The organism is Paraburkholderia sp. BL25I1N1 (genome assembly GCF_003002025.1).
GTDB lineage: Bacteria > Pseudomonadota > Gammaproteobacteria > Burkholderiales > Burkholderiaceae > Paraburkholderia.
Map to the genome: position 1 here is coordinate 84188 of NZ_PVZB01000023.1, position 22359 is coordinate 106546.

The window sequence follows — 22359 nt, forward strand, 5'->3', positions numbered from 1 at the left end:
TAAGCACCGAGATCACGGACGTAGTACTGGCGCAGCTGAGCTGACAGCTTCCGCGATTCTCTGATGGCAACGGTGGCCTCGTCGTCGTTGCCGTCAGCGGGCTCGGCGTTTCGCGTCAATTCACGTTAAAGTGCACGCGAACGTCCTGATGACTTTCGACGGGCCGTCCATTCTCGATTGCCGGGAAGAAACGCCATTGCCCAAGCGTGGCAAGCAGGATCTGATTCAGCCGCGGGTTCTGTGTGGGCTTGACCAGTTCGACATCGAACGTACCGTCTGCATGGACAGCGAAGCGTGCAACGGCAACCGCCTGAAAGGCCTGATCCCGAAGATCGTCGGGGACTTCCGGAAGCGGTTGCGAGAGCAGCCGGGCCTGCTGGCTGACGGTCGCGGGTGAGCCTGCGGCTGAAGATGGCGCGCCGTGCTGCGCGATGTCGTCGCTTGGGGCCGGCGCCGCTTTCGACTCTGGCGTGATGGGCGCATCTTGCCGCGCGGCCGTGGCGCCTTGCTGCGCGTCGGGGGCGGGGTGTGGCAGCGGCAACCCCCGAGGGGCCTGGTGCACGGTGCTGCTACGCGCCACCTGCGGCTGCCGTTGCGCAAGGGGCGCGGCATGGGACGCGGTGACGGCATCACGCCGGACGTGGCCCTGGGGCGTTTCGCTCGTGCGTGGCGCGGGCGGCAGCTCCACGACCTGCAGTTCGATCGCCTGCGGGGGCGCTGCGGGTTGCCCGGAGCCAATGAGCCAGCGCACGTGGGAAAGGAAGAACCACCAGACCATCGCTGCCAGCGTGGCGGCAACGATCACGCGACGCCCATTGCGGTTGCCGTATAGCAGCGATTCTCTACTCACGATGCACGGCAACGAGAAAGTGTTCGGCGCCGGCCTTGCGCGCTTCGAGTATGGCTTGCACAACCACGCCATGCGAAGCGCCGTCGTCGGCCGCCACGACAAGATTGCCGTCCTTTCGGAGCAGGTTCGTGACCGCCGCGCGAACTTCATCGAGCCGAACGGGCCGCTGGTTCACAAATATCTGGTTGGCGCGATTCACGGAGAGGGTGAGGGACTGCTCAACCTGCACCGGCTGCGCCTGTCCCCGCGGCAGGTCGACATGGACCGCGTCGAGCCGCTGCATAGCCAGTGTCGTGAGCATGAACGTGGCCAGCAGAAAGAACATCACGTCGATCATCGGGATGATCTCGATGCGGCCACGCCGCGATATACGTGCGCGCCGCAGCTTCATGAGACCGCTTCCGCACGTTCGCGCGCGAGGCGCAGGTCGCCAAGGCGCTCGTTCGCGAACGTCTCGATCTCCTCCATGAGCCGGTCCACGCGTCGCGAAAAATAGTTGAACGCAAAAAGCGCAACCAGTGCGATCACGAGACCGATGGCAGTAGCGACCAATGCCTGCGCGACGCCACCCGACACGCCCGAAGGACTGACGACGCCATCCCCGCCGATCAGCCGGAACGAATGCATCATGCCGACGATCGTGCCGAGCAATCCGAGCAGCGGCGCAGCGGTGACGATCGTTTCCAGCAGCCACAGACCGCGGCTCATGTCGCGCTCGATCTGCGAAGCGGCCTTTTCGATCTGCCCTTCGATACGCCAGACAGGCGTGCTGTCGTCGTCGAACAGGACGTCCACACGCCGTAAAACATGCTCGCCCGGCAGTGAATGCGCGGCGCCATTGTGCGGCATACGCGCGTAGCGCCAGCAGACGTAAGCCCGGTCGAACGCGATCGCGAGCGCGACGATCGCCAGCAGGCTAAGCGGGTAGATGACCCAGCCGCCGAGCCTCAACGCCTCGGCGACACCTTTCCATTCGTCCATGACTGGCTCCTTCGTGCCGGAATAATCAGAAGTGCTTGGTAAGGCCGGCGTAGATCGCTCGCTGCGGGCCATACTGTGGCGCGCCTACGCCGATGCCGGATCCATCACGCAGCTCGTAGACACGGCCGAAGGCATTGACCAGCACGAGCCGCGCATCGAACCTGCCGATCAGCGGCTCGCTGAAATGCTGGATCACGCCGAGGTTGACCTGCGCATACCATGGCAGGCGCCCGGTGTTCGCAAAGCCGCTGCGAAGGCCGCTACCGACGATCGCATCTGTCGTGAAAGTCGTCTGGCCCAGGGCGTAGCTGCCACCGAACGACGCGGTAATGCGTTGGTCGTGATCGAGGTAGACCAGGTGGTTTGCGATGTAGGCCAGTTCGTCGGCGCCGAAGTTGAATTGCGCCGATTCGATGTTCTTTCCCTGCGCCCGGCTGTATGCGACATTCAGATACGCAGTCACATTGTCCTGGTGGTAGCTCGACGTGAACTCCACGCCGTAGACGCGCCCGTACTGGTAATTGAACGGCGTGAAGATGAGCGCAGTGCCGAATTGCCCCTCGTCGAGCAGATCGCTGGCGCGCTTGTAATACGCGTCGAGTCCTACGGTCAGTGCAGACGTGAGGCGCTGGGTGACGCCGATGTCAAAGTAATCGGCTCGTTCGGGCTTCACCGGGTCGTTCTGCGAGGTCGGGCTCTCATTGGTCGTGCCGTTGAACTTGCTGATCGTCGAATCGGACACGAGTTCGAACGCGGGCGGCGTGAAGTAGCGCGCGTATCCGGCGTGCAGCGTCGTCGCGTTGGTCGGCTGGTACACGAGTCCGACGCGCGGGCTTAGCTGTCCGGCCTGCACATACTCGTCCATGCGGTCGTAACGCAGACCATAGTTGAGTGTCAGCTTCGGCGTGATTTTCCACTCGTCCTGCGCATAGAGGCTGTACAGGTAGCCTGATTTGCTGTTCGCATCCTGAATCGTGAGCGGCTGGTCGGAGGTCTGATTTCCGTTCGCGTCGACGGGAAACACGGCCACGGTGTTGTCGAACACGGCATGTTCCTGCTGGAACAGGAGACCGGCACGCAGCGTGTGGTGATCATTGAGTCGCCAGGTGAAATCGGTCTGGACGCCATTCGCCTGGTTGCTGTGGAAGTCCTCGGAAGCGACGCCGTTGAAAATGAGGTCGCCCACCGGGTCCGGATTGAACTTGGTGCGTGTGTAGCGCGTGAAGAGCGCCACCTGATAGTCGAGCGCGCCACCGTTGGTGCCCTGCAGTGCTACTACCGCGAAGTTGTTCAGCTCCGACTGGGTCTCGTTGAGGTTCGCCGAGTCGAACGTGGACTGGCTGTTCAGCGTGTAGACGGGCGCGAGCCCCGGCGTATTCGGAATCTGGAACTGGTTGCTTGCAGTGCCGAACATCACTGTCACGCGCGTGAGCGGGTTGAGCAGGTACGACATGTAACCGAAACCGTTGCCCTGGCGCGTGTGATCGTGCAGGGGGCTGCCGTCCGAAGTGGGCGCCTCGATGCCGAGATTGTTCTGGCCGAGCGAACCGGCGAAGTAATAGCTGAACGGGCCGCTCGAGCCGAACACGTCGGCGCTCGTCTCGATCGTCTGGTGACTGCCGCCGTATACGTCGATCGTGCCGCCGTTGCCGCCGTCGCCGGACTTGGTGCGGATGTCGACGATGCCCGCCGTGCGATAGCCGTACTGGGCCGGCAGCGCACCCGTCACGAGATTCACCTGATCGATGATCCGCGTGTCGAGCGACTGCCCGAAACCACTGATCGGTTCGGGAATGATGATGCCGTTGAGTCGGTACTGCAGGTTCGCGTGGTCGCCGCGCACGTGAAGCTGACCGTATGAATCGTTGGCGACGCCGGGCGCCTGCAGCAGAACCTGGTTGAGCGGCGTGTTCGCGCCTTGTGGCGACGAGTCGATGTCGGCCTGCGTGATGCGGTAGATGCTTGCACCGACCTCGGGCAGCAGACCGTTGCGGGCGCGGTCAAGGCGCTGCACATTGACGGTGACGTCGAGCGTGGTGTCTTTCTGGAGCACGACGGCGAGCGGCTCGAGCACCTGTCCCGGCGTCACCGTCGCGACGCGGGTGACGGTGCCGTAGCCTGGGGCCTCCCCCTTGACGGCGTAGGTTCCGGGCGTGATGTGGTCGAGCTGGAAGTGCCCGCTGGCGTCAGCCGTCGTCCGTGCGACGCTTTTGCCGCTGGCGTCCTGAAGCGATATCTGGGCATGGTCGGGCGTGTGGCCCTGGGCGTCGGCCACTGTGCCGGCAAGTGAGGCGTCGCCACCGGCAGCGACTGCGCGGGAGCAAAGCGTACAGGCGAGCAGCAGCATACCGGCCTGCGATAGCGGCGATCGGTTCATTGTCTTGTTGTGGTTCAGGGGTGGACGTGCCTGATGTCAGGCCACGATGCGCCATCGACGACAGGGGCGACGTTACGCAGCGGTGGCAATGTTATAACATAGCATTGCGAGTTGGCAATCCCCCGCTTGGCGCAACCTGCGCTCCACAGGGAGAGGGAGCGAAAGACTCCGCTATCGTTGATCGACCGAGGTGCTCGCCTTCATATCGAACATCGGCCGCGAATGCTTCAAACGCATCGCGGAGCGGACCTTTAAAAAGCCACGCGGCAAGGCCGGAACTGCGCGCTTTCGGAACCGCGACCGTTCAATCTTGAAACGCGGGGAGCCGCAGCCTCAGGGGAATGTTAAGTGCGCACCTTTTTGCCTGTCCATATTAGGTGTGGACGCACAAACAGGTCTGCACTTCTCGCGGCAAGTTGACCGCTGAAGTGGACTGCCTCAATACGCGAACTTCTGATACGCCTCCGGCGCGCGGGCAACGTCCAGTCGATCCACTCGCGGCATGTAGCGTAGTAACCGCTTCGCCCTGAGGCTCAGGCGTTCGTCCACGTCGGCCGGCACGTCGATATGAACCTCCGGTCGAAAATACCAGCTCCTGCTGTAGCCGATCACCACCATTGGGCGCGGCTGATCCGTTCTATTCGGCGTACCTCGATGCAGAGCGCGAACGTCACGCACCATGACGTCGCCAAGTTCCATCTGGACCGCCTGCAGACCGACCCGGTTCTCGCGCCACGCCTTCATCGCTTCGTCCGGACGCATGCGATGAGTGCCTAGCGTGGTTTCAAAGGGACCGTTCTCGAGGGAGACGTCGCACAGCGGAAAATTGACCGCCAACTGAAAAGAGGGCATTTCCGGCTGGTCATCGAACAGCGGCGGCGTGTCGCGGTGGATGTCCTGGTACGTCGAGCCATTCAGCGGCGTGTCGGTGGCAAGCTGGCACATTACCGGGTCGTCGCCGGCGACCCGCTCGACGATACCGAGAATGGCCGGGTCGCAAAAAATACTTTCGTCGGCGAACACACCCGTGAACGGCAGGGTGATGTAGTGCCGATTGTCACCGCGCACGGCAGTTGTCCCCGAGGCGACGCGCTCGCGTAGCAGCGGCTCGAATGCATCGCGCCAGGCTTTTAGCGTCGCCTGAGGAAAATGGCGTCTCAACACAACCATGCCATCGCGCTCGAACGTCGCCGCGTACTCGTCCAGTTCGTCTGAAGAGAGGATGGCCATGCTTGTCTCCTTTTGAAGTTATAGAGCGTTTGTCGAAAGCATTCTGTTGAGCGTGAACCCGCAAACCGATCAAGGAGACCGACCGAGCAAGCGCCTGCACTCGAACCTTTTCAAGCGGCCGCGGCACGCCGCATGCTTGCGTACGCAGCATTACGCGTCTGTTGGCATCAGTCTACCTATCGAAATGGAGTTTATATGACTACCGAGTCCGCACGCCCAACGCCACCCCGTCAAACCGAGTCCGATCCGACCGCCGCGAACCGCCGGTTGAGCGACGAACAGAAAGAGTCGCTGAAGAATGAACCGGCGCCGCCAACGCCGAATAGCGGCGAAAAGCTGCCCGACCCGAAAGAGGTGGGCGAAGCCGGCTGATAGGGAGGCAGGCTGCGCCGCGAGCCTTTTGCTCGCCCGCATAGATTGCGCACCGAGCGGCCTTTCATTGTGCTCGAAATGGAAGCTTCCCCATGGATGGTTCGATCGACTGTGTGATCGTAGGCGGAGGGCCGGCCGGCTTGACCGCGGCCCTCTATCTTGCGCGCTATCGCCGCACGACGAGAGTCTTCGACGCCGGCGAAAGTCGCGCGCGGCTTATCCCTGTTGCGCGCAACGTGCCGGGCTTTCCATCGGGCATTAACGGTGAGGCTTGGCTGGCCAACCTGCGCGAGCAACTCGCGCCGTACGACGTGACGCCCGAACCTGCCCGCGTGGAGGCCATCGAAGCTGTCAGCGATGGTTTCCGGATCGAGTATCGTCCAATCGGAGGCGGCGACGCACAAACCGCGCGCTCGGTGCACGCCAGACGTGTGTTGCTCGCCGCAGGCATACGTGACGGATTGCCCTCAGTGCCCAACGCCGATGAACTGACACGCTCCGGCCTGTTTCGTCTCTGTCCGATATGCGACGGTTACGAGACTGAAGGCAAGCGTATTGCGATGTTAGGGCCGGCGAAGTGTGCGCTGTCACATGCCATCTTTATGCGGACATTTTCACGCGACGTGTCCGTGGTCGCGTCCGAGCTCGACGCGCTATCGGACGCGGAAGTCGCTTCGGCTGCCGCTTGCGGCGTCAGTTTGATCGCGCTATCGAGACTCGACGCAATTCGGGGCGCTGACCAGGCGGTGCAGATCATCGGCCAGAGCGGAACTGTTCACCGTTTCGACTCGGTATATCCCGTCATGGGTTGCGATCCGCGGACTGACGTATTGGGGCTCGACGTAGCGCGCGATGAGGACGGAATGGTGAGAACCGACAAACACCAGCGTACTAGCATTGAACGGCTCTATGCGGCCGGCGACATCGTCAATACCCTCAATCAGATCAGCGTCGCCTCGGGCGAAGCGGCCGTTGCCGCGACGGCGATTCATAAGAGTCTTCCGCACAACGCACTTTGAAGTGCTTACGGAGTGCGCTGATCAGGGAGAAGCAACGCCGAGGCTCTGTGTCCATCATTTCCGCTGCGCTAGCGAGGAATCGCCGGCAGGCGGCACGCCGCTTGCGCCGCCTCATGCATGGGAAGGCAGCCCGCCTGCCTGAAATACCGTCTTGGGGGTACGTCATGAAACATGGAAACAGGTCGTTCGTTGCTTTGGCTCTTGTTATCGCGTTGTCGTCTGCGGCAAGCGCGCGAGCTGGCGATGGCGCTGCGCGGAGCTCAACATCCGGCGCTGGTTCCGCGCAAGCGTTGGACCAGCAGGACTACGGTTCTCCCGGGGACGCGCGCACCGACGCGGGGGCGCGAACCAGTGCGGGTTCCGGCTCGACTAGTTCTGCGACCACCCGTTCCAACAGCGGGAAGACCAACGGGTTAAATATGGGTACAAAAAGCGGCGCGAACAGCGACGTCAATAGCGGACTTAGCCGTTCGAAACAGAACGGTGGCCAGTAAAGATCGTCGCTGCTAGCGTCAGGAGTTACGAAGCCAAAAAAGCTTGAATGATTCAAAAGCGTTGACAAGCATGTAGCGTCGTAGACGCCGACTCAGGACGGTCGACATTTTGCGGTTGAGTCGGCGTCCGCGACAGATCGTGGATATTTTGTTGCTCAAGCGTGAAAGCGCGTTATCGCAAAGCACCAACAGGCAGCGCGACTCGCGCAAGCGCGGCCATCGGCCCGAGCCGCTCGATCGCTCTCATCTGCGCCGCGTCGCGCACGAAGAGCGATCCGGCGAATCCCAGTGCGTTAATCGATACGCCCTCGGCACGCTCTTCCGATCTCGGTACTAGCAACATCCAACGGCGTGTAACGAGCAGGTTGTAGGGCGCGGATTGATGAAGTTCACCGCCGACTTCGACTGGCGCGATGCCGGCGGCTTCGAGCAGCGCGCGGTAGCGGGACAGGAGCGACGGCGCCGCATCCACGGAAATCGCGGCACCGGGTTCGAGGCTCGCGAAAGCGTGCCGGAATGGCAGGCGCGGTACGGTCCGCGCCAGACCATCAAGGAGCGCGGTTGCCAGAACGGACTCGATGGGAACCGGCGGTTCAGAATCGCCGAGCGGCAACGGCACCATTTGCAGATGCTTATGCGCCTGGCTCGCCCCCGCAGCAGCGCCTGCATTGTAAAAACCGAGGCCGTCGAACTCGGCCATGCAGGCAATCAGCGACTCGAAGTCGGCCAGGTTGAGGAGTGCGTTCTGCGATTCGAAGTCACGGGTAACAATCAGCAGATGATTGTCGATGACATTGAACTTGTTGAGCAAAGCCAGATGCGTGTCGGAGATATCCGCGACAAAGAGGTCCGGCTCGTAGGGCAGGAATGGATCCGCCGATAGATGCTCCCCGTCGCGAAGCTTTGGTGTTTGTCGGCGCTGCTCCTCCTTGCGGATCAGGTTCGAGACCTGCCGCACGACAAAGCGGATGCCGTCGTTTTCGAGCACCGTCTGCGAAGTCTCGATCCGTTGCAGCGCGCCGCAGCGTAGTGCGTGCTCCGCCTGGCGCAGCATGGCAGGCCATAGAGTTCCAGGTTGAAGGCGTCGATTTTCCATGCTTCGTTGCGGAGATTAATTTGTGATTGGGCCTGCCAGTGCACGGCTTTACCGCGACTTCCAGGTGAGTACTAACCGCCCGCCATCCGATTGGTCAGGGGACAGTTTTGAACTTCGCGTGCCGTCGGCAATATGTAATCGCGGAACTGCTCGCGCAGTTTCAACTTGTGTAGCTTTCCGGTTGCAGTGTGCGGCAATTCGCCGACGAAAACGACATCGTCAGGAATCCACCACTTCGCAACCTTGCCGTCGTAGAACGTACGCAACTCGTTCGGGGTCACATCCATATCGGGGCGCTTGACGACCACCAGCAGTGGCCGCTCTGCCCACAAGGGATGCGCGCAGGCAATGCACGCCGCTTCCGCCACCGCGGGATGGGCGACCGCCACATTCTCGATGTCGATCGAACTGATCCACTCGCAGCCGGACTTGATCAGGTCCTTGCTGCGATCGGTAATGCGCATGAAGCCGTCGCGGTCGATCGTGGCGACGTCGCCGGTCGGAAACCAGCCATCGACGAGCGGCGACGCATCGTGGCGGAAGTAGCGGTCGATCACCCACGGTCCGCGCACATGCAGATCGCCGAACGCGGCGCCGTCCCACGGCAATTCGCGCCCGTCGTCGCCGACGATCTTCATATCGACGCCATAGACCACATGTCCCTGCTTCTCGAGCAGCCTGCGCTGCTCGTCGGGCGAGCGCTGCGTCTGCTCCCAGTTGAGTCTTGCAAGGGTACCGAGCGGCGACATCTCCGTCATGCCCCACCCGTGGATGGCTTCGACGCCGTAGTCGTCCTTGAACATTCTGAGCATCGCGGGCGGGCATGCCGAGCCGCCGATTATCGTGCGCTCCAGCGACGAGAACCGCACGCCCGCTTCACGCACGTAGTTGAGCAGTCCGAGCCACACGGTCGGTACGCCCGCTGAACACGTGACGCGTTCCGCTTCCATCAGATCGTAGAGCGACTTGCCGTCGAGATCCTTGCCGGGGAACACCAGCTTCGCGCCAGTCAACGGCGCGGCATGCGCAATACCCCACGCGTTCACATGGAACATCGGCACGACGGGCAACACAGAATCGCGCGCGGACAGGCCCATCGCATCGGGAAGCGATGCGCCGAACGCATGCAGCACCGTGGAGCGATGCGAATACAGCGCGCCTTTCGGATTGCCCGTGGTGCCCGAGGTGTAGCAAAGATTCGATGCGCTTCGCTCGTCGATGGGCGGCCAGTCGAAGTCGCCGTCCTTCGCCATGAGCAACGCTTCGTAGCACGACGCGGCCGTCGGCATGCGCGGCATATACGCCTCGTCCGTCATTGCAATCCAGCCGAGCACGTTCGGGCATTGCGGCGCAAGCATGTCGACGAGCGGCGCGAACGTGATGTCGAACAGCACATAACTGTCGTCGGCGTGATTGATGATATAGGCGATCTGCTCGGGAAAAAGCCGCGGATTGATCGTGTGGCAGACAGCGCCGAAGCCCGTCGTGCCGTAGTACGTTTCCAGGTGCCGGTAGCCGTTCCATGCGAGGGTGCCGATCCGGTCGCCCGCTTCGACACCGAGCGCGATCAGCGACTGCGCGAGTTGCTTCGCGCGCCGCTCGCAGTCGCGATACGTGTACCGATGCATATCGCCCTCGACGCGCTTCGACACGATCTCTGTCGTGCCGAAGTAGCGTGACGCATGCGCCAGCAACGAAGAAACCGTCAGCGGGACGTCCATCATCTGACCATGCAGCGGTGTTGTCATGGCCGCGTCTCCCTCGATCCGTACTCGAATTGACTGGCTGATGCTTCGATCGGCCTTTGACGCAAACGACGCGGCCAATCCCGCTCAGTGATTCAAGATAGGCTAGCCCCGGACCTGTTGCAATGGCGAATGGGGAATAGTTGCCGCCAACCGATCCATTTCTGGAAGCATTTATTCCAGCAAGGAAAAACTGTTGTTCAGCGACACGCCGTGTCAAATGGCCACCGCGACTCCTATAGTTGGCTTGGACCACAAGCAGATATTGTCAGTCAACATGCGCCAAGACTTTATGTGCGCGCTACTGCCCTTTATCGATCTGCTCACGCGCCATCGCGTCCCCGCACGGTGTAACCATGAAACGTTTTAGTCTGACCGCATCGCTATGCATTGCGTCGCTCGTGTCGCCGGCAAGTCAGGCACAAGACCCGCAGCCGTCCGGCTATCACTACACCTTGCCGCTCGACGTCGCCCTCGACGCGGCGAAAGAAGCGATTCGCGTGTGCGAAACGAAGCATTACTGGGTGAGCGCGACGGTGCTCGATATGGATGGCGTGCCCCAGGTAGTACTGCGCGGAGACAGGAGCACGGTACACACCGCTGAATCGAGTATGCGTAAAGCGTTTACCGTCGTGACATTAGGCCCGGAATTCGGCTTCGACCGGTCCAGCGGCTTTTTCGAATTGATGAAGACGAGTCCATACGCACCGCAACTCGCGACCGTGCACAACGTCATGGCATTGCCGGGTGCGGTAGCGTTCAAGGTGAATGGCGAGATAGTGGGCGCGCTTGGGATCGGTGGCGCACCCGGCGGCGACAAGGACGAGGTGTGCGCGGCGGCGGGCGTGGCGAAAGTCGCGGAGCGCCTGCCACACTGAGTCTGCTTCCAGTAGCAGCGCGCGCTCAGGTCGCCGCGACTCGCGGATCGAAGTCGAACTCGAGCCGGATGCCGCCCGGTTCGAAAATCATCGTGTGCCGCTTCGGGCCGGCACCCAAGGTTTCTGGTGCAAATTGAACTTCGACGCCGGGCCATTTCGACACCTTCGAGAACACGTCCTCGAGCGCTGCTTCACTGCCCACGCGCAGCGCCAGGTGGTGCAGGCCCACGTTCGTTTTGCGGTCGAATTCGACGCGGCCCGCCTGATTCTGGACTTCCCACAGCGTGAGCATCACCTGTCCGTCGGACACGAACGCAGCCGGATAGTCCGGCTTCTCGCCAACTTGCGTCCATCCCAAACAATTGATGAAAAAGTCGCGAGTGAGATTCAGATCGCGAACGGTCAAGCCGATGTGATCGATACCAAGTGTCAGCGGTTTCGCAGTCATGTCGAGCCTCCAGGTTGTGGTGGTGATGCTACCGCAGAAGCGCAATGTGGATCGATGGCGCGATCTGATCCCGGTTGATGGAGGCGAGATATTCACTTATGCATGGCGAGCCAATCGTTGCGTGCATTCATGCGCGCCCCGTTGAAGCACAGACTTCATTCGCTACTTCAGACAATTGAGTTTGTTACAGGCAGGTTCAACATTTATCGAGGTGTTTGCCATGAAATCGATTATCCGTGGAGTCCTTTTTGCCAGCGCGCTTGTGATTCCCGTTGCGTCGTTCGCTCAGTCGACCGAACACACGACACGTGCGCAGGTCCGTGCAGAACTCGTGCAACTGGAGAGCGTGGGATGGCACGTCGGTGACGGCGATCCGACGCACTATCCTGATGAAGTCCAGGCCGCCGAAGCGAAGGTGGCGGCGCGCGATGCATCGACGAGTAACAACGCCGGTGCATCGATTACGTCCCGAGTGGGCGGCGGCGTGTCGGCTGAGGACTGGAATGCAATGTATAGCCGCTGAGCGTTCAACAGGCTCCGAGCGATTCCGCGAATTGACCATACGACCATCTATCACGGTGCTGCTGACTCGCTGATCGACTACCAGTTGAATGACTGCAGTCGAAAAGAATCCCGGTGACAACACCAGATGCGCATGTGTCTCAACGACTCGCATCCCGTGGCATGGGCGGCATGGGCGGCATGTACAGCCGGCCGGTCACGAACATCACCACCGCCAGCACGGCAATTCCGGTGAGAATGCCGGATAGCCGCATGAGCGCAGGCAATGGATCGGACGACCAGTGGTGATCCTGGACGAACACCATGATGAAGGCGATGGTGAATTGCCGCCCCACGTAGCTTGCTCCTTCCTGTCCTGTTTGCACGTGACATCCTGCCCACACGCCGATGGACAGCGCGAGCATGCACAGGATTGCCTGCCCTTGCATCAGAGGGAGGAGCGCCACACCAATCACACCGGCCAGCAGGCAGCCGGCCACGCGCTGCACCATCTTTTCCATGACCGGCTGCCGCGTTCCGTCTGCTGCCAGACCCGGCGGCACGATCAGCACCGCGATCGCCGTGACCATTGCTTGCGCGAAACCCGGCAGATGCAGAACGTACGTCAGCGATGCAAGGATTGTGATGGACAGCGCGGCCTGCAAGCACAACAGCATGCGAGTCGAACGCGCCGATTCCAGTGGCGGCGTCAAATTTTCGGCGGCTGGTACACCGTCGGACTCACCCGCCGCACGAGCGGTTGAAGCCTCCGGTGCCGTCCTGTTCCTTCGATACCACTTCGGCCCGAAATGAAACAAGCTCGCCACCAGCAGGCAAGCAAGTGTTCCAACCGCGACCTCGGCGACGCGCAGCGCCGCAAACAATGCGGTCGCCCGGAAGGACGCGAGCTTGTGCGCTTCGTACATCACCATGAGGGCCGTCACGCCGCCCAGAACCCAGGCGTAGGTCGCCTTGGACCCGTTGGCCCGATACACCGCGAAGCCGCTGATTGCGGCCCACCACGTGTCCGATAGACCCAACGCGTTTGCAAGCGCGACGGAGAGCGCGACCGAGAGCATTGCCTCTGCGGCGAATGTCGCGCGCGCCCGGGAAGCCTTCCAGGCCGCCAGCTCACGCACGAGCCCGAAAACGGCCGTACGGCAGAGCTGAACAAGCGTGCCGGCGAGCGTCATCTATTCGCCGCACTCGAAACGAGAGGCCCAGGCACAATGCGGAAAGACAGCATGATCCATGTGAAAGGAGCCTCCATTTATCGCGTGGCTATGACACTGATGTCGAGCCGTCCTCGCAGCCATGCGGCAGATTATATGACTGGCGGCGCGAGAGGCCACGCGTTACGAAGCGGACGTGCCCGCTAACGAAACTTGCCGAACGGGACGGGCCGCAAGTTGCCACGCGTCGCGCAGCAGTCTCAGGAACTCGGCTTCGCGGTAGCAGTGGCGTTGGTCGGCCATGACCGCTTCGCTGCACAGTTCCATGATGTCGCGACGGAGTTGCCGGTCCTGCACATCAGCCGCGAGCCAGGCGAGCGTCGCGGGATCGACCTGACATGCGTCGTTCCAATTCAGATAGCCAGACCGTGTCAGGTCTTCGTACAGCGTTTGCACGATCGAAAGCAATCGGTGCCGATCCAACTGCAGGCGCCTTTCCATACCACAGCGGTCGAGGGTGTCGAGTTCAGTGAGGCTGAGGTGTCCATCGATTAACAGGCATGCCGCCAGGATGCGGCCTGCTGCCTCGGGACTGTTGCATTGATAGTGACGCATTTGCTACTCCTTTCCATATCGACAAGAACGGGGCGGCGAAATGAACCCTGAGATAGTCCGGGCGAATCGCCGTGACAATTCAGCTAACCTCACGCGGTTGCTAGCTGAGGAAGACGAATGATGGGTGTGTCATGTGGCGGGTCGGGGGCCATTGGCGGAGGCATTGCGGCGATCGCCCGGCTGGCGGCCATTGATAAGCTGGCGCCGGTCCTCGTCGTTCGCCGCGCAGACCTTTGCCGAATACGCCGCGAAGGACCGGCGGCTGCATTTGGGCACACCCGTCGTGCCGCCCGACGAGACGACGACCGCCAGGTCATCGGCGCTCAGTGGTCTGCGCAACGGCTGATTCGCATGCACTTGCGCGAGCTTGTCCAGGCGTGCAGAAGCGGGACCGACGCCGACGAACAGCACGCGGCTCTCGAGCGCAATGGGTATGTCGTGAAGAGTTTCAGGGAAGGCTACGAGAAGCGTCGGTTGGACGCGGGCTAGCAAGGTTGCGTGCCGCCCGGCATTCGTTGATGCAGGCACGAACATCGTCGCCGAACCAAGCAGGTTTGCCGCGTAGCGGATCGCAAGCGCGTCCGGACAATTGGGGGCGAGCAGTGCGACCAGCGAGCCCCGGCCGATGCCGAGCACCGTAAGCGCCCGTGCATAGCGAAAGATTGCCGTTCGCAGGGTACTGCCCGTTACGTCATGGTCGAAATAGCGCAGCACCGCCCGATCAGTTTGTGTTTCCAGTTGATCGAGCAAGGCGTCGATATACGGCCGAAACGCTGCTTTCTCTTCGTGTTGCATGATTGCTCCGCTTCAGTGATGCGTGATTCGATAGGCGAATCAGGCTGTGCTGAGACGGATTGTGCGTTTGCATAATGAGCGGAGAATTAGCGGGTGTGGGTGCGAGTAGTGGGGCGTTGCCCGGGCGGCGCCGCTAGGATGATTCTTGAAGATCAAGGTGGGCAGCTTCGGACGGCGATTGTCGAGCCCGGTCCATAAGAAAAGCGATGTGCCGCCGAATTCGCGTTAGCATCTCGGTACAGAGGGGCGACGGCGACAAAGCGCTCGCCGCAGCTAATGCGGGCGCATCGGGTCGGAGTAAGCGCCAAAGCGCTAACTGTGGTCGACAGCCTTGCATGGGACCACAGTAAGCGCTAAAGCGCCAACTGTGGTCGACAGCTTTGCATGGGACCACAGTAAGCGCTAAAGCGCTAACTGTGGTCGACAGGAGACAGCGTTGGATCTATTCACGTCGATGGAAGCGTTCGTCCGCGCCGCGGAAGCACAGAGCTTCGCCGGCGCGGCGCGCCAGCTGGGTGTCGCCAAATCCGTGGTGACCTCGCGCGTCAAGCAACTGGAAGACCATTTCGGCGTGCCGCTCTTTCATCGTTCGACCCGGGCGGTGCGCCTGTCCGAACTCGGCGAGGCCTACTACCGCGACTGCGCCGAACTGGTCACCAAGGTCCACGATCTGTCCGGGCGCTCGCGCGGCGATCCGCAGGCGCTGGCGGGCACACTCAATATCCACGTCCTGCCGGGCTTCGCGCTCGGCCATTTTTCGCAGACACTGATCGAATTTCGCGCCGCTTACCCACGCGTGGAATTTGTCGTGACCGTCAACGACCGCGTTATCGATCCGGTTCAGGAAGGCTTCGATCTGGCATTGCAAATCTATCCGCCGGCGTCGAACCTGCTGGTCGAGCGGCGTCTCTTTCCAGTGCGCGGCGTGCTCTGCGCCGCGCCCGGCTATCTGAAGGAGGAGCCGCTGATCGAGACACCGCTCGATTTGCTGCGCCACGATTTCGCCCGGTATTCGTATTACCCGTGGGGCGACAAGTGGCCGCTCATGCGCGGCAACGAGTGCTTCGAAATCGCGCTCAATCCGGTGCTAAAAACGAATAGCGTGCACCTGCTGCTGGAATTCGCGAGGGCCGGCGCGGGTGTCGTCTATCTGCCGACCATGGTCGCCGCCGCCGATCTGCTCGAACGCCGGCTCGAGCGCGTGCTGCCGGAGTACGCGGCGCCGCCGCTGTGGCTCTCTGCGGTGTATCCTGCCTCGCATCGCTCGACCACCAAGGTCAAGGCCTTCGTCGACTTCCTGCGCACCCGCTATCTGCGCGAACCACAGTGGGACAGGGCGCTCGGCATCTCGCCGCCCGACGACGAAACGAAAAGCGTCGGCGAGGAGCTGTCCGACAGCTGAGACCCGCCTTAAGGCCTATGAGGGTTCGCCACCAGGTAGTTTCCCTGGCGCGATTCCGGCGCACCCAAGGTTCGCGTTTCCCGACCCTCGGAACATTGCTGTAGCGCCTGCCGCCGCTTAATCTTCGATGCAAGCAAAGCATTCGTGGATCAATTGGAGGCAGACATGCAACAAACCTGGTTCGGCAGCCTGGACAACTTTCGGAAAGGCTCCATCGAAATCATCAAGGGCAAACCGGAACATTACGCAATGTCGAATGTGTTCGACGTAGCGAGCCGTGCAGAACCCTACGAGAAAGTCGTTGTCGGCAAGAATCTCAAGTATGTGATCGAGACGCTGCGCGCGGAAGGATCGTCGCCGTGGTTTGCTGCGTCGCACGATGAGTTCGCGGTCGTGCTCGACGGCGAGATCGACATCTATTTCATCAAGCCCTCAGATGGCCCGCTGGTCGACGCGCAGACCGAAGGCAGCGTGCGCCTGGAAGGCCAGCCGTCGGGCCAGTCGATGGGACATGTGCGGCTGCGTCGCGGCCATCAGGCGCTGCTGCCCGCGGGCGCCGCCTATCGCTTCGAAGCGAGGACTAAAGGCGTGCTGCTCGTGCAGACGATCCTCGGACGCTATTCGGTCGAGAAGTGGGCCGACATCTGCATCCACTGAATCCCTCTACACGATCGATCCATCCGGAGCCCATCATGGACAAACTCAGCACCCTGCAAAACGTCACCGCGAGCGAGGCCGACGCGGTCACCGGTTATCGCACCTTCTGCCTCGGCGATTTCGAATTCAGCCGCGACGCTTACTTCGCCACCGTCAGATGGCCGGCCAAAGGCCAGATCCGCTCGCACCAGTTGCACGCCGACGACTTCCTGCGCGCGATGATGCGCGATGTGGCGTGGGGTTTCTTCTACGGCTGGGTCAACTTCGACGAAGTGATCGGCACGCGCAATCACTACGGCAAGGTCGACATGTACGCCGGCGCATTTAACGCGAGCTTCAAGGAAGCAGGTGTCGATCATACGCAGCAGTTCGACACGCCGCTCATCATGGCGACCTTCAAGGCGATCCTGAAGGACTGGGTCAACGAAGGCTTCGACCCGTTCGCCGCGCCGGAAGAAACCGGCTCCGCATTCGGCACGAAACACGGCGATAACATTGCCGCGATCGAGCGTACGCGGATCGCCACCAAACGCATGCCGGGCCTCGAAGGCGACTCGCCGTTGCGCGACGACCTGCCCGTCAATCGCCAGTTTGCCGACGTCGGTCAGGACGAACCTGAGATTTACGCCGAGCCGGGTTTTGAAGGCGCGCTGCATGCGTTCAGTCTTTTTAAATACCTGTCGCGCTCGGACGTGACGTGGAATCCATCGGTCACGTCGGTGTGCCAGCAGAGCCTGTTCTGCCCGACCACCGAGGAATTCGTGCTGCCGGTGTTTCACGGCAACGACCGCGTCGAGTGGTTCCTGCAACTGTCCGACCAGATCATCTGGGACGTCGCCGACAAGGACAGCGGCGAGCCGCGCGCACGCATCACCATGAACGCGGGCGATATCGCCGCGATGCCGGCCGATATCCGCCACAAAGGCTACTCGCAGAAGCGTTCGATGCTGCTGGTGTGGGAGAACGCCACGCCCGATCTGCCCAAGCGTTACGAAAGCGGTGAACTGCCGCCGTATCCGATCCAGATGTAACTCTCCGGCATTCCCCTGATCGTCGATCGAACGGCGCCGGACCGCTGGCGCCGCGGGGAAAGTCGCGTCCAGGTTTTACTTGCTCAGGACTGTCATGCAAACGCAACTCTTCATCGGCGGCCGCTTCGTGCCGGCTGCAAACGGCGAAACGCTCGCCTCCCTCAATCCGCACGACAACTCGGTGATCGCCGAGGTCGCGATGGCGGGCCCGGCCGATGTCGATCGCGCCGTCGCGGCGGCGAAGGCGGCGTTTCCGAAGTGGAGCAATCTCGCTGCGATGGAGCGCGGGCGCCTCCTTCTCAAACTGGCCGACGCGATCGAAGCGAATGCCGATCAACTCGCGCGCCTCGAATCGCTCGATACGGGCCACCCGATCCGCGATACGCGCAATCTCGACGTGCCACGCACGGCAGCCACGTTTCGCTATTTCGGCGGCATGGCCGACAAGTTCGAAGGTTCGGTGATTCCGGTCGAGCAGGGCTTTCTGAACTATATGACCCGCGAGCCGGTCGGCATCGTCGGGCAAGTGGTGCCGTGGAATTTCCCGTTGATGTTCACGAGCTGGAAGATGGCGCCGGCGCTTGCCGCGGGCAACTGCGTGATCATGAAGCCCGCCGAACTCACACCGTTGTCGAGTCTCGCGATTGCCGAACTGATGGCCGAAGTGGGTTTTCCGGAAGGCGTCGTCAATATTCTGCCGGGCCTCGGCCATGTAGCGGGTCAGTACATTGCCGAACATCCGGAGATCAGCAAGGTCGCCTTCACCGGTTCGACCGCAGTGGGCCGCAAGATCGTGCAGGCGTCGAGCGGCAATCTGAAGAAGGTGCAGCTCGAACTCGGCGGCAAGGGCGCGAACATCGTATTCGGCGACGCCAATATCGACGCCGTGGTGCAAGGCTCAGCATTCGCGATCTTCCACAACCAGGGGCAGGCGTGCATTGCCGGCTCGCGGATGATCGTGCATGAATCGATCGCCGACGAAGTGCTCGAAAAGTTCGCCGCATTGAGCCGCACGATCAAGATCGGCGATCCGCTCGATCCGTCGACCGAGATGGGGCCGCTCACTTCGCGTCAGCACCGCGACCGCGTGCTGTCGTTCGTCGATGTCGCCCGCGAACAGGGTGGTCGCGTGCTAGCAGGAGGCAAAGCGCCGGACAATGCCGCGCTCGCCAACGGTTGCTATGTCGAGCCGACAATCGTCGAAGCGAAGCCGGAGGATCGGGTCTCGCAGGAAGAAGTGTTCGGGCCGTTCATGACGGTCACCCGATTCCGCACCGACGAAGAAGCACTCGCTATCGCGAACGGCACCGAATACGGTCTCGGCGCGGGTCTGTGGACACGCGATCTGCAACGCGCGCACCTCGTGGCGCGCGAGATTCGCGCCGGCATGGTGTGGATCAACTGCTACAAGCGCGTGAGTCCCGCGTCGCCATTCGGCGGCGTCGGCGCAAGCGGCTACGGCCGCGAAATGGGCTTCGAAGCGATGCGCGAATATACACAGCCCAAGTCTGTCTGGGTCAACGTGGATGCGCAGATTCCGCCTTACTATCCGCGCTGAGCCACCATGGAACCGTTCATCTATAACGGCCTGCCGTCACGCGTGATTTTCGGCGCGGGCAGTCTTGAGCAGCTCGATCGCGAGATCGGTTTGCTCGGCGCCACGCGGGCGATCGTGCTGTCCACGCCGCAACAGCGTGCGCAGGCCGAAGCGCTCGCGGCAAGCCTCGGCTCGCGTGCGGCGGGCGTCTATGCCGAAGCCGTCATGCACGTGCCGGTCGAAACCGCACGCGCGGCACGGGACTTTGCCGCAAGTGTCGGCGCCGACTGCGCGATCGCGATAGGCGGCGGTTCCACGACGGGACTCGGCAAAGCGATCGCGCTGGAAACCTCGCTGCCGATCATCGCGATTCCGACCACGTATGCAGGCTCGGAGATGACACCGATCTACGGCCTCACCGAGAACGGCATCAAGAAGACCGGCCGCGATCTGCGCGTGCTGCCGAAAACGGTGATCTACGACCCGGCGTTGACGACGTCGCTGCCACCCGCATTGTCGTTGACGAGCGGTATCAACGCGATCGCCCACGCGGCGGAAGGGCTCTACGCACAGGACGCGAATCCGATCATCAGCCTGATGGCAGAAGAGGGTATTCGCGCGCTCGGCCAAGGGCTGCCTCGCGTGATGCAACAACCGGAAGACCTCGCCGCGCGCGGCAATTGCCTGTATGGCGCCTGGCTATGCGGCGCGGTGCTCGGCAGTGTCCGCATGGCCTTGCATCACAAGCTGTGCCATACGCTTGGCGGCGCCTTCAATCTGCCGCACGCTGAGACGCACACCATCGTGCTGCCGCATGTGCTCGCCTACAACCGTGCGGCAGCGCCCGAGGCGATGAAGCGTATCGCGCACGCATTGCACGCCGACGATGCCGCGCAAGCCGTGTTCGATCTCGCACGCGACCACGGTGCGCCGACGGCGCTGAAAGACATTGGCCTGAGCGCAACCGATCTCGATGCCGCACTCGATCTCGCCTTGAAGAACCCGTACTGGAATCCGCGGCCGGTCGAGCGAATACCGCTTCGCGCCTTACTCGAGGCCGCCTTCGACGGCCGACGGCCGGACTAGCGCGCTTACCTCACTCATACAAAAAATTCAGGAGACAACCATGGACTCACATACTTTTGATGCGAGGCGCCGCCGCTTTGTCAGCCTCGCGGCCGGCGGCGCGCTCGCCGCCACGACTTCGGCGTTCTCGCCACTCGTTTTCGCGGCCGGCCCGCGCACGCTGAAAATCGGCTACGTATCGCCGCAAACGGGGCCGCTCGCGCCATTCGGCGAGGCGGACCGCTTCACGATCCAGCAGATGCAGACGGCGCTGAAAAACGGCATCGTGATCGGCGGTAAAACGTATCCGGTGTCGATTGTCGTCAAGGACAGCCAGTCGAATCCGAATCGCGCCGGCGAAGTCGCCAATGATCTGATCCTCAAGGACAAGGTCGACATCATGCTGGTGTCCGGCACGCCGGAAACCGCCAATCCCGTGAGCGACGCATGCGAGCTGAACGAGATGCCGTGCGTTTCGACGGTAGTGCCGTGGCAGCCGTGGTTCTTCGGCAGAAAGGGCGATCCGAAGAAGGGCTTCCGCTTCACCTATCACTTCTTCTGGGGACTGGAGGATGTGATCACTGTCTATACCGGCATGTGGCAGTCGGTGCAGACCAATCACAGCGTAGGCGGTCTTTTCCCCAACGACGGCGACGGCAACGCCTGGGGCGACGCGAAGCTCGGCTTTCCGCCGGTGCTCGCGCAGAAGGGCTTCACGCTGAAGGACCCCGGCCGCTTCCAGAGCATGACGCAGGACTTCTCCGCGCAGATTTCCTCTTTCAAGCAATCGAATGCGCAGATCGTCACGGGCGTCGTGATTCCGCCCGACGCCAAGAATTTTCTCGTTCAGGCGCGTCAGCAAGGTCTGAAGCCTAAAGTCATTTCGATCGGCAAAGCGCTGTTGTTCCCGACCTCGATCGAAGCGCTCGGCAATCTCGGCGACGGACTCTCCACCGAAGTGTGGTGGTCGCCCTCGCATCCGTTCAAATCGTCGCTAACGGGGCAAAGCGCGCGGCAAGTTGCCGACGACTACGAGCGCGTCACCTCGAAGCAATGGACTCAACCAATCGGCTTCGCGCATGCGCTATTCGAAATCGCCGTCGATTCATTGAAGCGCGCGAAAGACATCGACTCGAACGAAGCGATCCGTGATGCGGTGGCCTCGACGAAGCTCGATACGCTGGTCGGTCATGTCGCGTGGGGCAGCGGTCCGGTGAAGAACGTCGCGAAGACGCCGCTTGTCGGCGGCCAATGGGTGAAAGGTCAAAAGCATCCTTTCGATCTCGCCATCGTCAACAACCAGCTCGCGCCGAGCGTGCCGCTATCCGGCCCGCTGAAGCTGATCGCTTGAACTCAACGCGGAGAGCAGTGATGAACCCTGTGCTCAGACTCACCGGCGTGTCGAAGCGTTACGGCGCGCTACAGGTGACCGACGACATCAGCTTCGCGGTCGAACGCGGCGAAACCTACGGCATTCTCGGCCCGAACGGCGCCGGCAAGACCACGCTGTTCAACCTCGTCAGCGGCGACGTGCGGCCCGATCAGGGCAGCGTCGAATTCGACGGCGCCGATGTGAATCACTTGCCGCCGCATCGCCGTTGCGCGGCGGGGATCGGCCGCTCGTATCAGGTGCCGAGGCCGTTCGGCGGAATGACTGTGTTCGAAAACCTGCTGGTCGGCGCCACCTTCGGCGGTGAACTGACCGGCCACGCCGCCTACGACGTCTGCGCCGACGTGCTCGAACGCACCGGCCTCAAGGCCCGCGCCAACCAGTTGGCCGGAACGCTGGGGCTGCTCGACCGCAAGCGCCTCGAACTGGCTCGCGCGCTCGCGACGCAACCGCAACTGCTGCTGCTCGACGAGATCGCCGGCGGTCTCACCGAACCTGAAACGCACGCCCTTGTCGACGAGATTCGGCGCGTCAAGGAGCGTGGCGTGACGATCGTGTGGATCGAACATGTTGTGCATGCGCTGCTCGCGGTGGCCGACCGGCTGCTCGTCATCAACTTCGGCAAGCGGCTCGCGGAAGGTCTGCCTGCCGCCGTGATGGACGACCCCGAAGTGCGGCGCGTGTATCTCGGACTGGAGGCTTGA

The 22359-nt window shown here is 62.1% G+C and carries 22 protein-coding genes; 11 read left to right on the plus strand and 11 right to left on the minus strand.

The genetic code is table 11. The features are described from left to right. Window positions 1-115: 115 nt before the first annotated feature. From B0G73_RS29465 to B0G73_RS29485, 5 genes are all read right to left on the minus strand, one after another. Window positions 116-805, minus strand: coding sequence for a TonB family protein (locus B0G73_RS29465; protein WP_258193801.1), 690 nt, complete (start codon window positions 803-805; stop codon window positions 116-118). A 37-nt stretch (window positions 806-842) separates the two neighbouring features. Then, a complete protein-coding gene (locus B0G73_RS29470) occupies window positions 843-1241 on the minus strand; it encodes a biopolymer transporter ExbD (RefSeq protein WP_106284693.1) in 399 nt (132 codons plus the stop codon). Continuing rightward, entirely contained in the window at window positions 1238-1831 is a 594-nt protein-coding gene (locus tag B0G73_RS29475; protein ID WP_106284694.1) for a MotA/TolQ/ExbB proton channel family protein, read from the minus strand. Before B0G73_RS29475 ends, B0G73_RS29470 begins: the two co-directional genes overlap by 4 nt. A 25-nt stretch (window positions 1832-1856) precedes the next feature. Further along, window positions 1857-4208 carry a TonB-dependent receptor gene (locus tag B0G73_RS29480; RefSeq protein WP_181196668.1) on the minus strand — a complete coding sequence of 784 codons (2352 nt, stop codon included), beginning with the start codon at window positions 4206-4208 and terminating at the stop codon, window positions 1857-1859. Between the two features lie 438 nt (window positions 4209-4646). Then, window positions 4647-5438, minus strand: a complete 792-nt coding sequence (locus B0G73_RS29485; RefSeq protein WP_106284696.1) for a phytanoyl-CoA dioxygenase family protein — start codon at window positions 5436-5438, stop codon at window positions 4647-4649. Between the two features lie 195 nt (window positions 5439-5633). Here B0G73_RS29485 and B0G73_RS40700 point away from each other — a divergent pair, with 195 nt between their 5' ends. Continuing rightward, window positions 5634-5810, plus strand: a complete 177-nt coding sequence (locus tag B0G73_RS40700) for a hypothetical protein (protein WP_181196669.1) — start codon at window positions 5634-5636, stop codon at window positions 5808-5810. A gap of 92 nt (window positions 5811-5902) precedes the next feature. After that, window positions 5903-6829, plus strand: coding sequence for an NAD(P)/FAD-dependent oxidoreductase (locus B0G73_RS29490; RefSeq protein WP_106284697.1), 927 nt, complete (start codon window positions 5903-5905; stop codon window positions 6827-6829). 666 nt (window positions 6830-7495) lie between these two features. Here B0G73_RS29490 and B0G73_RS29495 read toward each other — a convergent pair. Further along, complete coding sequence (locus B0G73_RS29495; protein WP_106284698.1) at window positions 7496-8419, minus strand: phosphorylase; 924 nt, start codon at window positions 8417-8419, stop codon at window positions 7496-7498. Between the two features lie 71 nt (window positions 8420-8490). Beyond that, window positions 8491-10167 (minus strand): 3-(methylthio)propionyl-CoA ligase, encoded by a 1677-nt coding sequence (locus B0G73_RS29500; RefSeq protein WP_106284699.1) that lies wholly within the window; start codon window positions 10165-10167, stop codon window positions 8491-8493. Window positions 10168-10520: 353 nt separating this feature from the next. On the opposite strand from B0G73_RS29500, the gene B0G73_RS29505 reads away from it, so the two are divergent. Next, complete coding sequence (locus B0G73_RS29505; RefSeq protein WP_106284700.1) at window positions 10521-11042, plus strand: heme-binding protein; 522 nt, start codon at window positions 10521-10523, stop codon at window positions 11040-11042. A gap of 25 nt (window positions 11043-11067) precedes the next feature. Here the strand turns inward: B0G73_RS29505 and B0G73_RS29510 are convergent, their stop codons facing one another. Next, a complete protein-coding gene (locus B0G73_RS29510) occupies window positions 11068-11490 on the minus strand; it encodes a VOC family protein (protein WP_106284701.1) in 423 nt (140 codons plus the stop codon). A gap of 220 nt (window positions 11491-11710) precedes the next feature. On the opposite strand from B0G73_RS29510, the gene B0G73_RS29515 reads away from it, so the two are divergent. Further along, window positions 11711-12013: a DUF4148 domain-containing protein gene (locus B0G73_RS29515; RefSeq protein WP_106284702.1), complete on the plus strand. Its 303-nt coding sequence runs from the start codon at window positions 11711-11713 to the stop codon at window positions 12011-12013. A 139-nt stretch (window positions 12014-12152) separates the two neighbouring features. Here B0G73_RS29515 and B0G73_RS29520 read toward each other — a convergent pair whose 3' ends face one another. From B0G73_RS29520 to B0G73_RS29530, 3 genes are all read right to left on the minus strand, one after another. Further along, complete coding sequence (locus B0G73_RS29520; protein ID WP_106284703.1) at window positions 12153-13184, minus strand: FUSC family protein; 1032 nt, start codon at window positions 13182-13184, stop codon at window positions 12153-12155. 162 nt (window positions 13185-13346) lie between these two features. Then, complete coding sequence (locus B0G73_RS29525) at window positions 13347-13778, minus strand: hypothetical protein (protein WP_106284704.1); 432 nt, start codon at window positions 13776-13778, stop codon at window positions 13347-13349. A 129-nt stretch (window positions 13779-13907) separates the two neighbouring features. Then, window positions 13908-14528: an AMP-binding protein gene (locus B0G73_RS29530; protein ID WP_258193803.1), complete on the minus strand. Its 621-nt coding sequence runs from the start codon at window positions 14526-14528 to the stop codon at window positions 13908-13910. A gap of 481 nt (window positions 14529-15009) precedes the next feature. Between B0G73_RS29530 and B0G73_RS29540 the strand changes: the two genes are divergently transcribed. The 7 genes from B0G73_RS29540 (at window position 15010) to B0G73_RS29570 (ending at window position 22359) form a co-directional block, all read left to right on the plus strand. Further along, window positions 15010-15975, plus strand: a complete 966-nt coding sequence (locus B0G73_RS29540; protein WP_106284705.1) for a LysR family transcriptional regulator — start codon at window positions 15010-15012, stop codon at window positions 15973-15975. 165 nt (window positions 15976-16140) lie between these two features. Continuing rightward, window positions 16141-16632, plus strand: coding sequence for a hydroxyquinol 1,2-dioxygenase (locus tag B0G73_RS29545; RefSeq protein ID WP_106284706.1), 492 nt, complete (start codon window positions 16141-16143; stop codon window positions 16630-16632). Window positions 16633-16667: 35 nt separating this feature from the next. Continuing rightward, window positions 16668-17663 carry a hydroxyquinol 1,2-dioxygenase gene (locus tag B0G73_RS29550; protein ID WP_106284707.1) on the plus strand — a complete coding sequence of 332 codons (996 nt, stop codon included), beginning with the start codon at window positions 16668-16670 and terminating at the stop codon, window positions 17661-17663. Window positions 17664-17757: 94 nt separating this feature from the next. Then, window positions 17758-19221, plus strand: a complete 1464-nt coding sequence (locus B0G73_RS29555) for an aldehyde dehydrogenase family protein (RefSeq protein WP_106284708.1) — start codon at window positions 17758-17760, stop codon at window positions 19219-19221. 6 nt (window positions 19222-19227) lie between these two features. Beyond that, window positions 19228-20286 carry a maleylacetate reductase gene (locus B0G73_RS29560; protein WP_106284709.1) on the plus strand — a complete coding sequence of 353 codons (1059 nt, stop codon included), beginning with the start codon at window positions 19228-19230 and terminating at the stop codon, window positions 20284-20286. A gap of 40 nt (window positions 20287-20326) precedes the next feature. Next, on the plus strand, window positions 20327-21616 hold the full coding sequence (locus B0G73_RS29565; protein ID WP_106284710.1) for an ABC transporter substrate-binding protein: 1290 nt from the start codon (window positions 20327-20329) through the stop codon (window positions 21614-21616). A 20-nt stretch (window positions 21617-21636) separates the two neighbouring features. Then, window positions 21637-22359, plus strand: a complete 723-nt coding sequence (locus B0G73_RS29570) for an ABC transporter ATP-binding protein (protein ID WP_106284711.1) — start codon at window positions 21637-21639, stop codon at window positions 22357-22359.

Excerpts from the sequence above, each read along its gene's own strand:
- B0G73_RS29470 (WP_106284693.1), bottom strand. The coding sequence starts at position 1,241 with ATGAAGCTGCGGCGCGCACGTATATCGCGGCGTGGCCGCATCGAGATC.
- B0G73_RS29475 (WP_106284694.1), bottom strand. The coding sequence starts at position 1,831 with ATGGACGAATGGAAAGGTGTCGCCGAGGCGTTGAGGCTCGGCGGCTGG.
- B0G73_RS29480 (WP_181196668.1), bottom strand. The coding sequence starts at position 4,208 with ATGAACCGATCGCCGCTATCGCAGGCCGGTATGCTGCTGCTCGCCTGT.
- B0G73_RS29485 (WP_106284696.1), bottom strand. The coding sequence starts at position 5,438 with ATGGCCATCCTCTCTTCAGACGAACTGGACGAGTACGCGGCGACGTTC.
- B0G73_RS40700 (WP_181196669.1), top strand. The coding sequence starts at position 5,634 with ATGACTACCGAGTCCGCACGCCCAACGCCACCCCGTCAAACCGAGTCC.
- B0G73_RS29490 (WP_106284697.1), top strand. The coding sequence starts at position 5,903 with ATGGATGGTTCGATCGACTGTGTGATCGTAGGCGGAGGGCCGGCCGGC.
- B0G73_RS29495 (WP_106284698.1), bottom strand. The coding sequence starts at position 8,419 with ATGGAAAATCGACGCCTTCAACCTGGAACTCTATGGCCTGCCATGCTG.
- B0G73_RS29500 (WP_106284699.1), bottom strand. The coding sequence starts at position 10,167 with ATGACAACACCGCTGCATGGTCAGATGATGGACGTCCCGCTGACGGTT.
- B0G73_RS29505 (WP_106284700.1), top strand. The coding sequence starts at position 10,521 with ATGAAACGTTTTAGTCTGACCGCATCGCTATGCATTGCGTCGCTCGTG.
- B0G73_RS29510 (WP_106284701.1), bottom strand. The coding sequence starts at position 11,490 with ATGACTGCGAAACCGCTGACACTTGGTATCGATCACATCGGCTTGACC.
- B0G73_RS29515 (WP_106284702.1), top strand. The coding sequence starts at position 11,711 with ATGAAATCGATTATCCGTGGAGTCCTTTTTGCCAGCGCGCTTGTGATT.
- B0G73_RS29520 (WP_106284703.1), bottom strand. The coding sequence starts at position 13,184 with ATGACGCTCGCCGGCACGCTTGTTCAGCTCTGCCGTACGGCCGTTTTC.
- B0G73_RS29525 (WP_106284704.1), bottom strand. The coding sequence starts at position 13,778 with ATGCGTCACTATCAATGCAACAGTCCCGAGGCAGCAGGCCGCATCCTG.
- B0G73_RS29545 (WP_106284706.1), top strand. The coding sequence starts at position 16,141 with ATGCAACAAACCTGGTTCGGCAGCCTGGACAACTTTCGGAAAGGCTCC.
- B0G73_RS29550 (WP_106284707.1), top strand. The coding sequence starts at position 16,668 with ATGGACAAACTCAGCACCCTGCAAAACGTCACCGCGAGCGAGGCCGAC.
- B0G73_RS29555 (WP_106284708.1), top strand. The coding sequence starts at position 17,758 with ATGCAAACGCAACTCTTCATCGGCGGCCGCTTCGTGCCGGCTGCAAAC.
- B0G73_RS29560 (WP_106284709.1), top strand. The coding sequence starts at position 19,228 with ATGGAACCGTTCATCTATAACGGCCTGCCGTCACGCGTGATTTTCGGC.
- B0G73_RS29565 (WP_106284710.1), top strand. The coding sequence starts at position 20,327 with ATGGACTCACATACTTTTGATGCGAGGCGCCGCCGCTTTGTCAGCCTC.
- B0G73_RS29570 (WP_106284711.1), top strand. The coding sequence starts at position 21,637 with ATGAACCCTGTGCTCAGACTCACCGGCGTGTCGAAGCGTTACGGCGCG.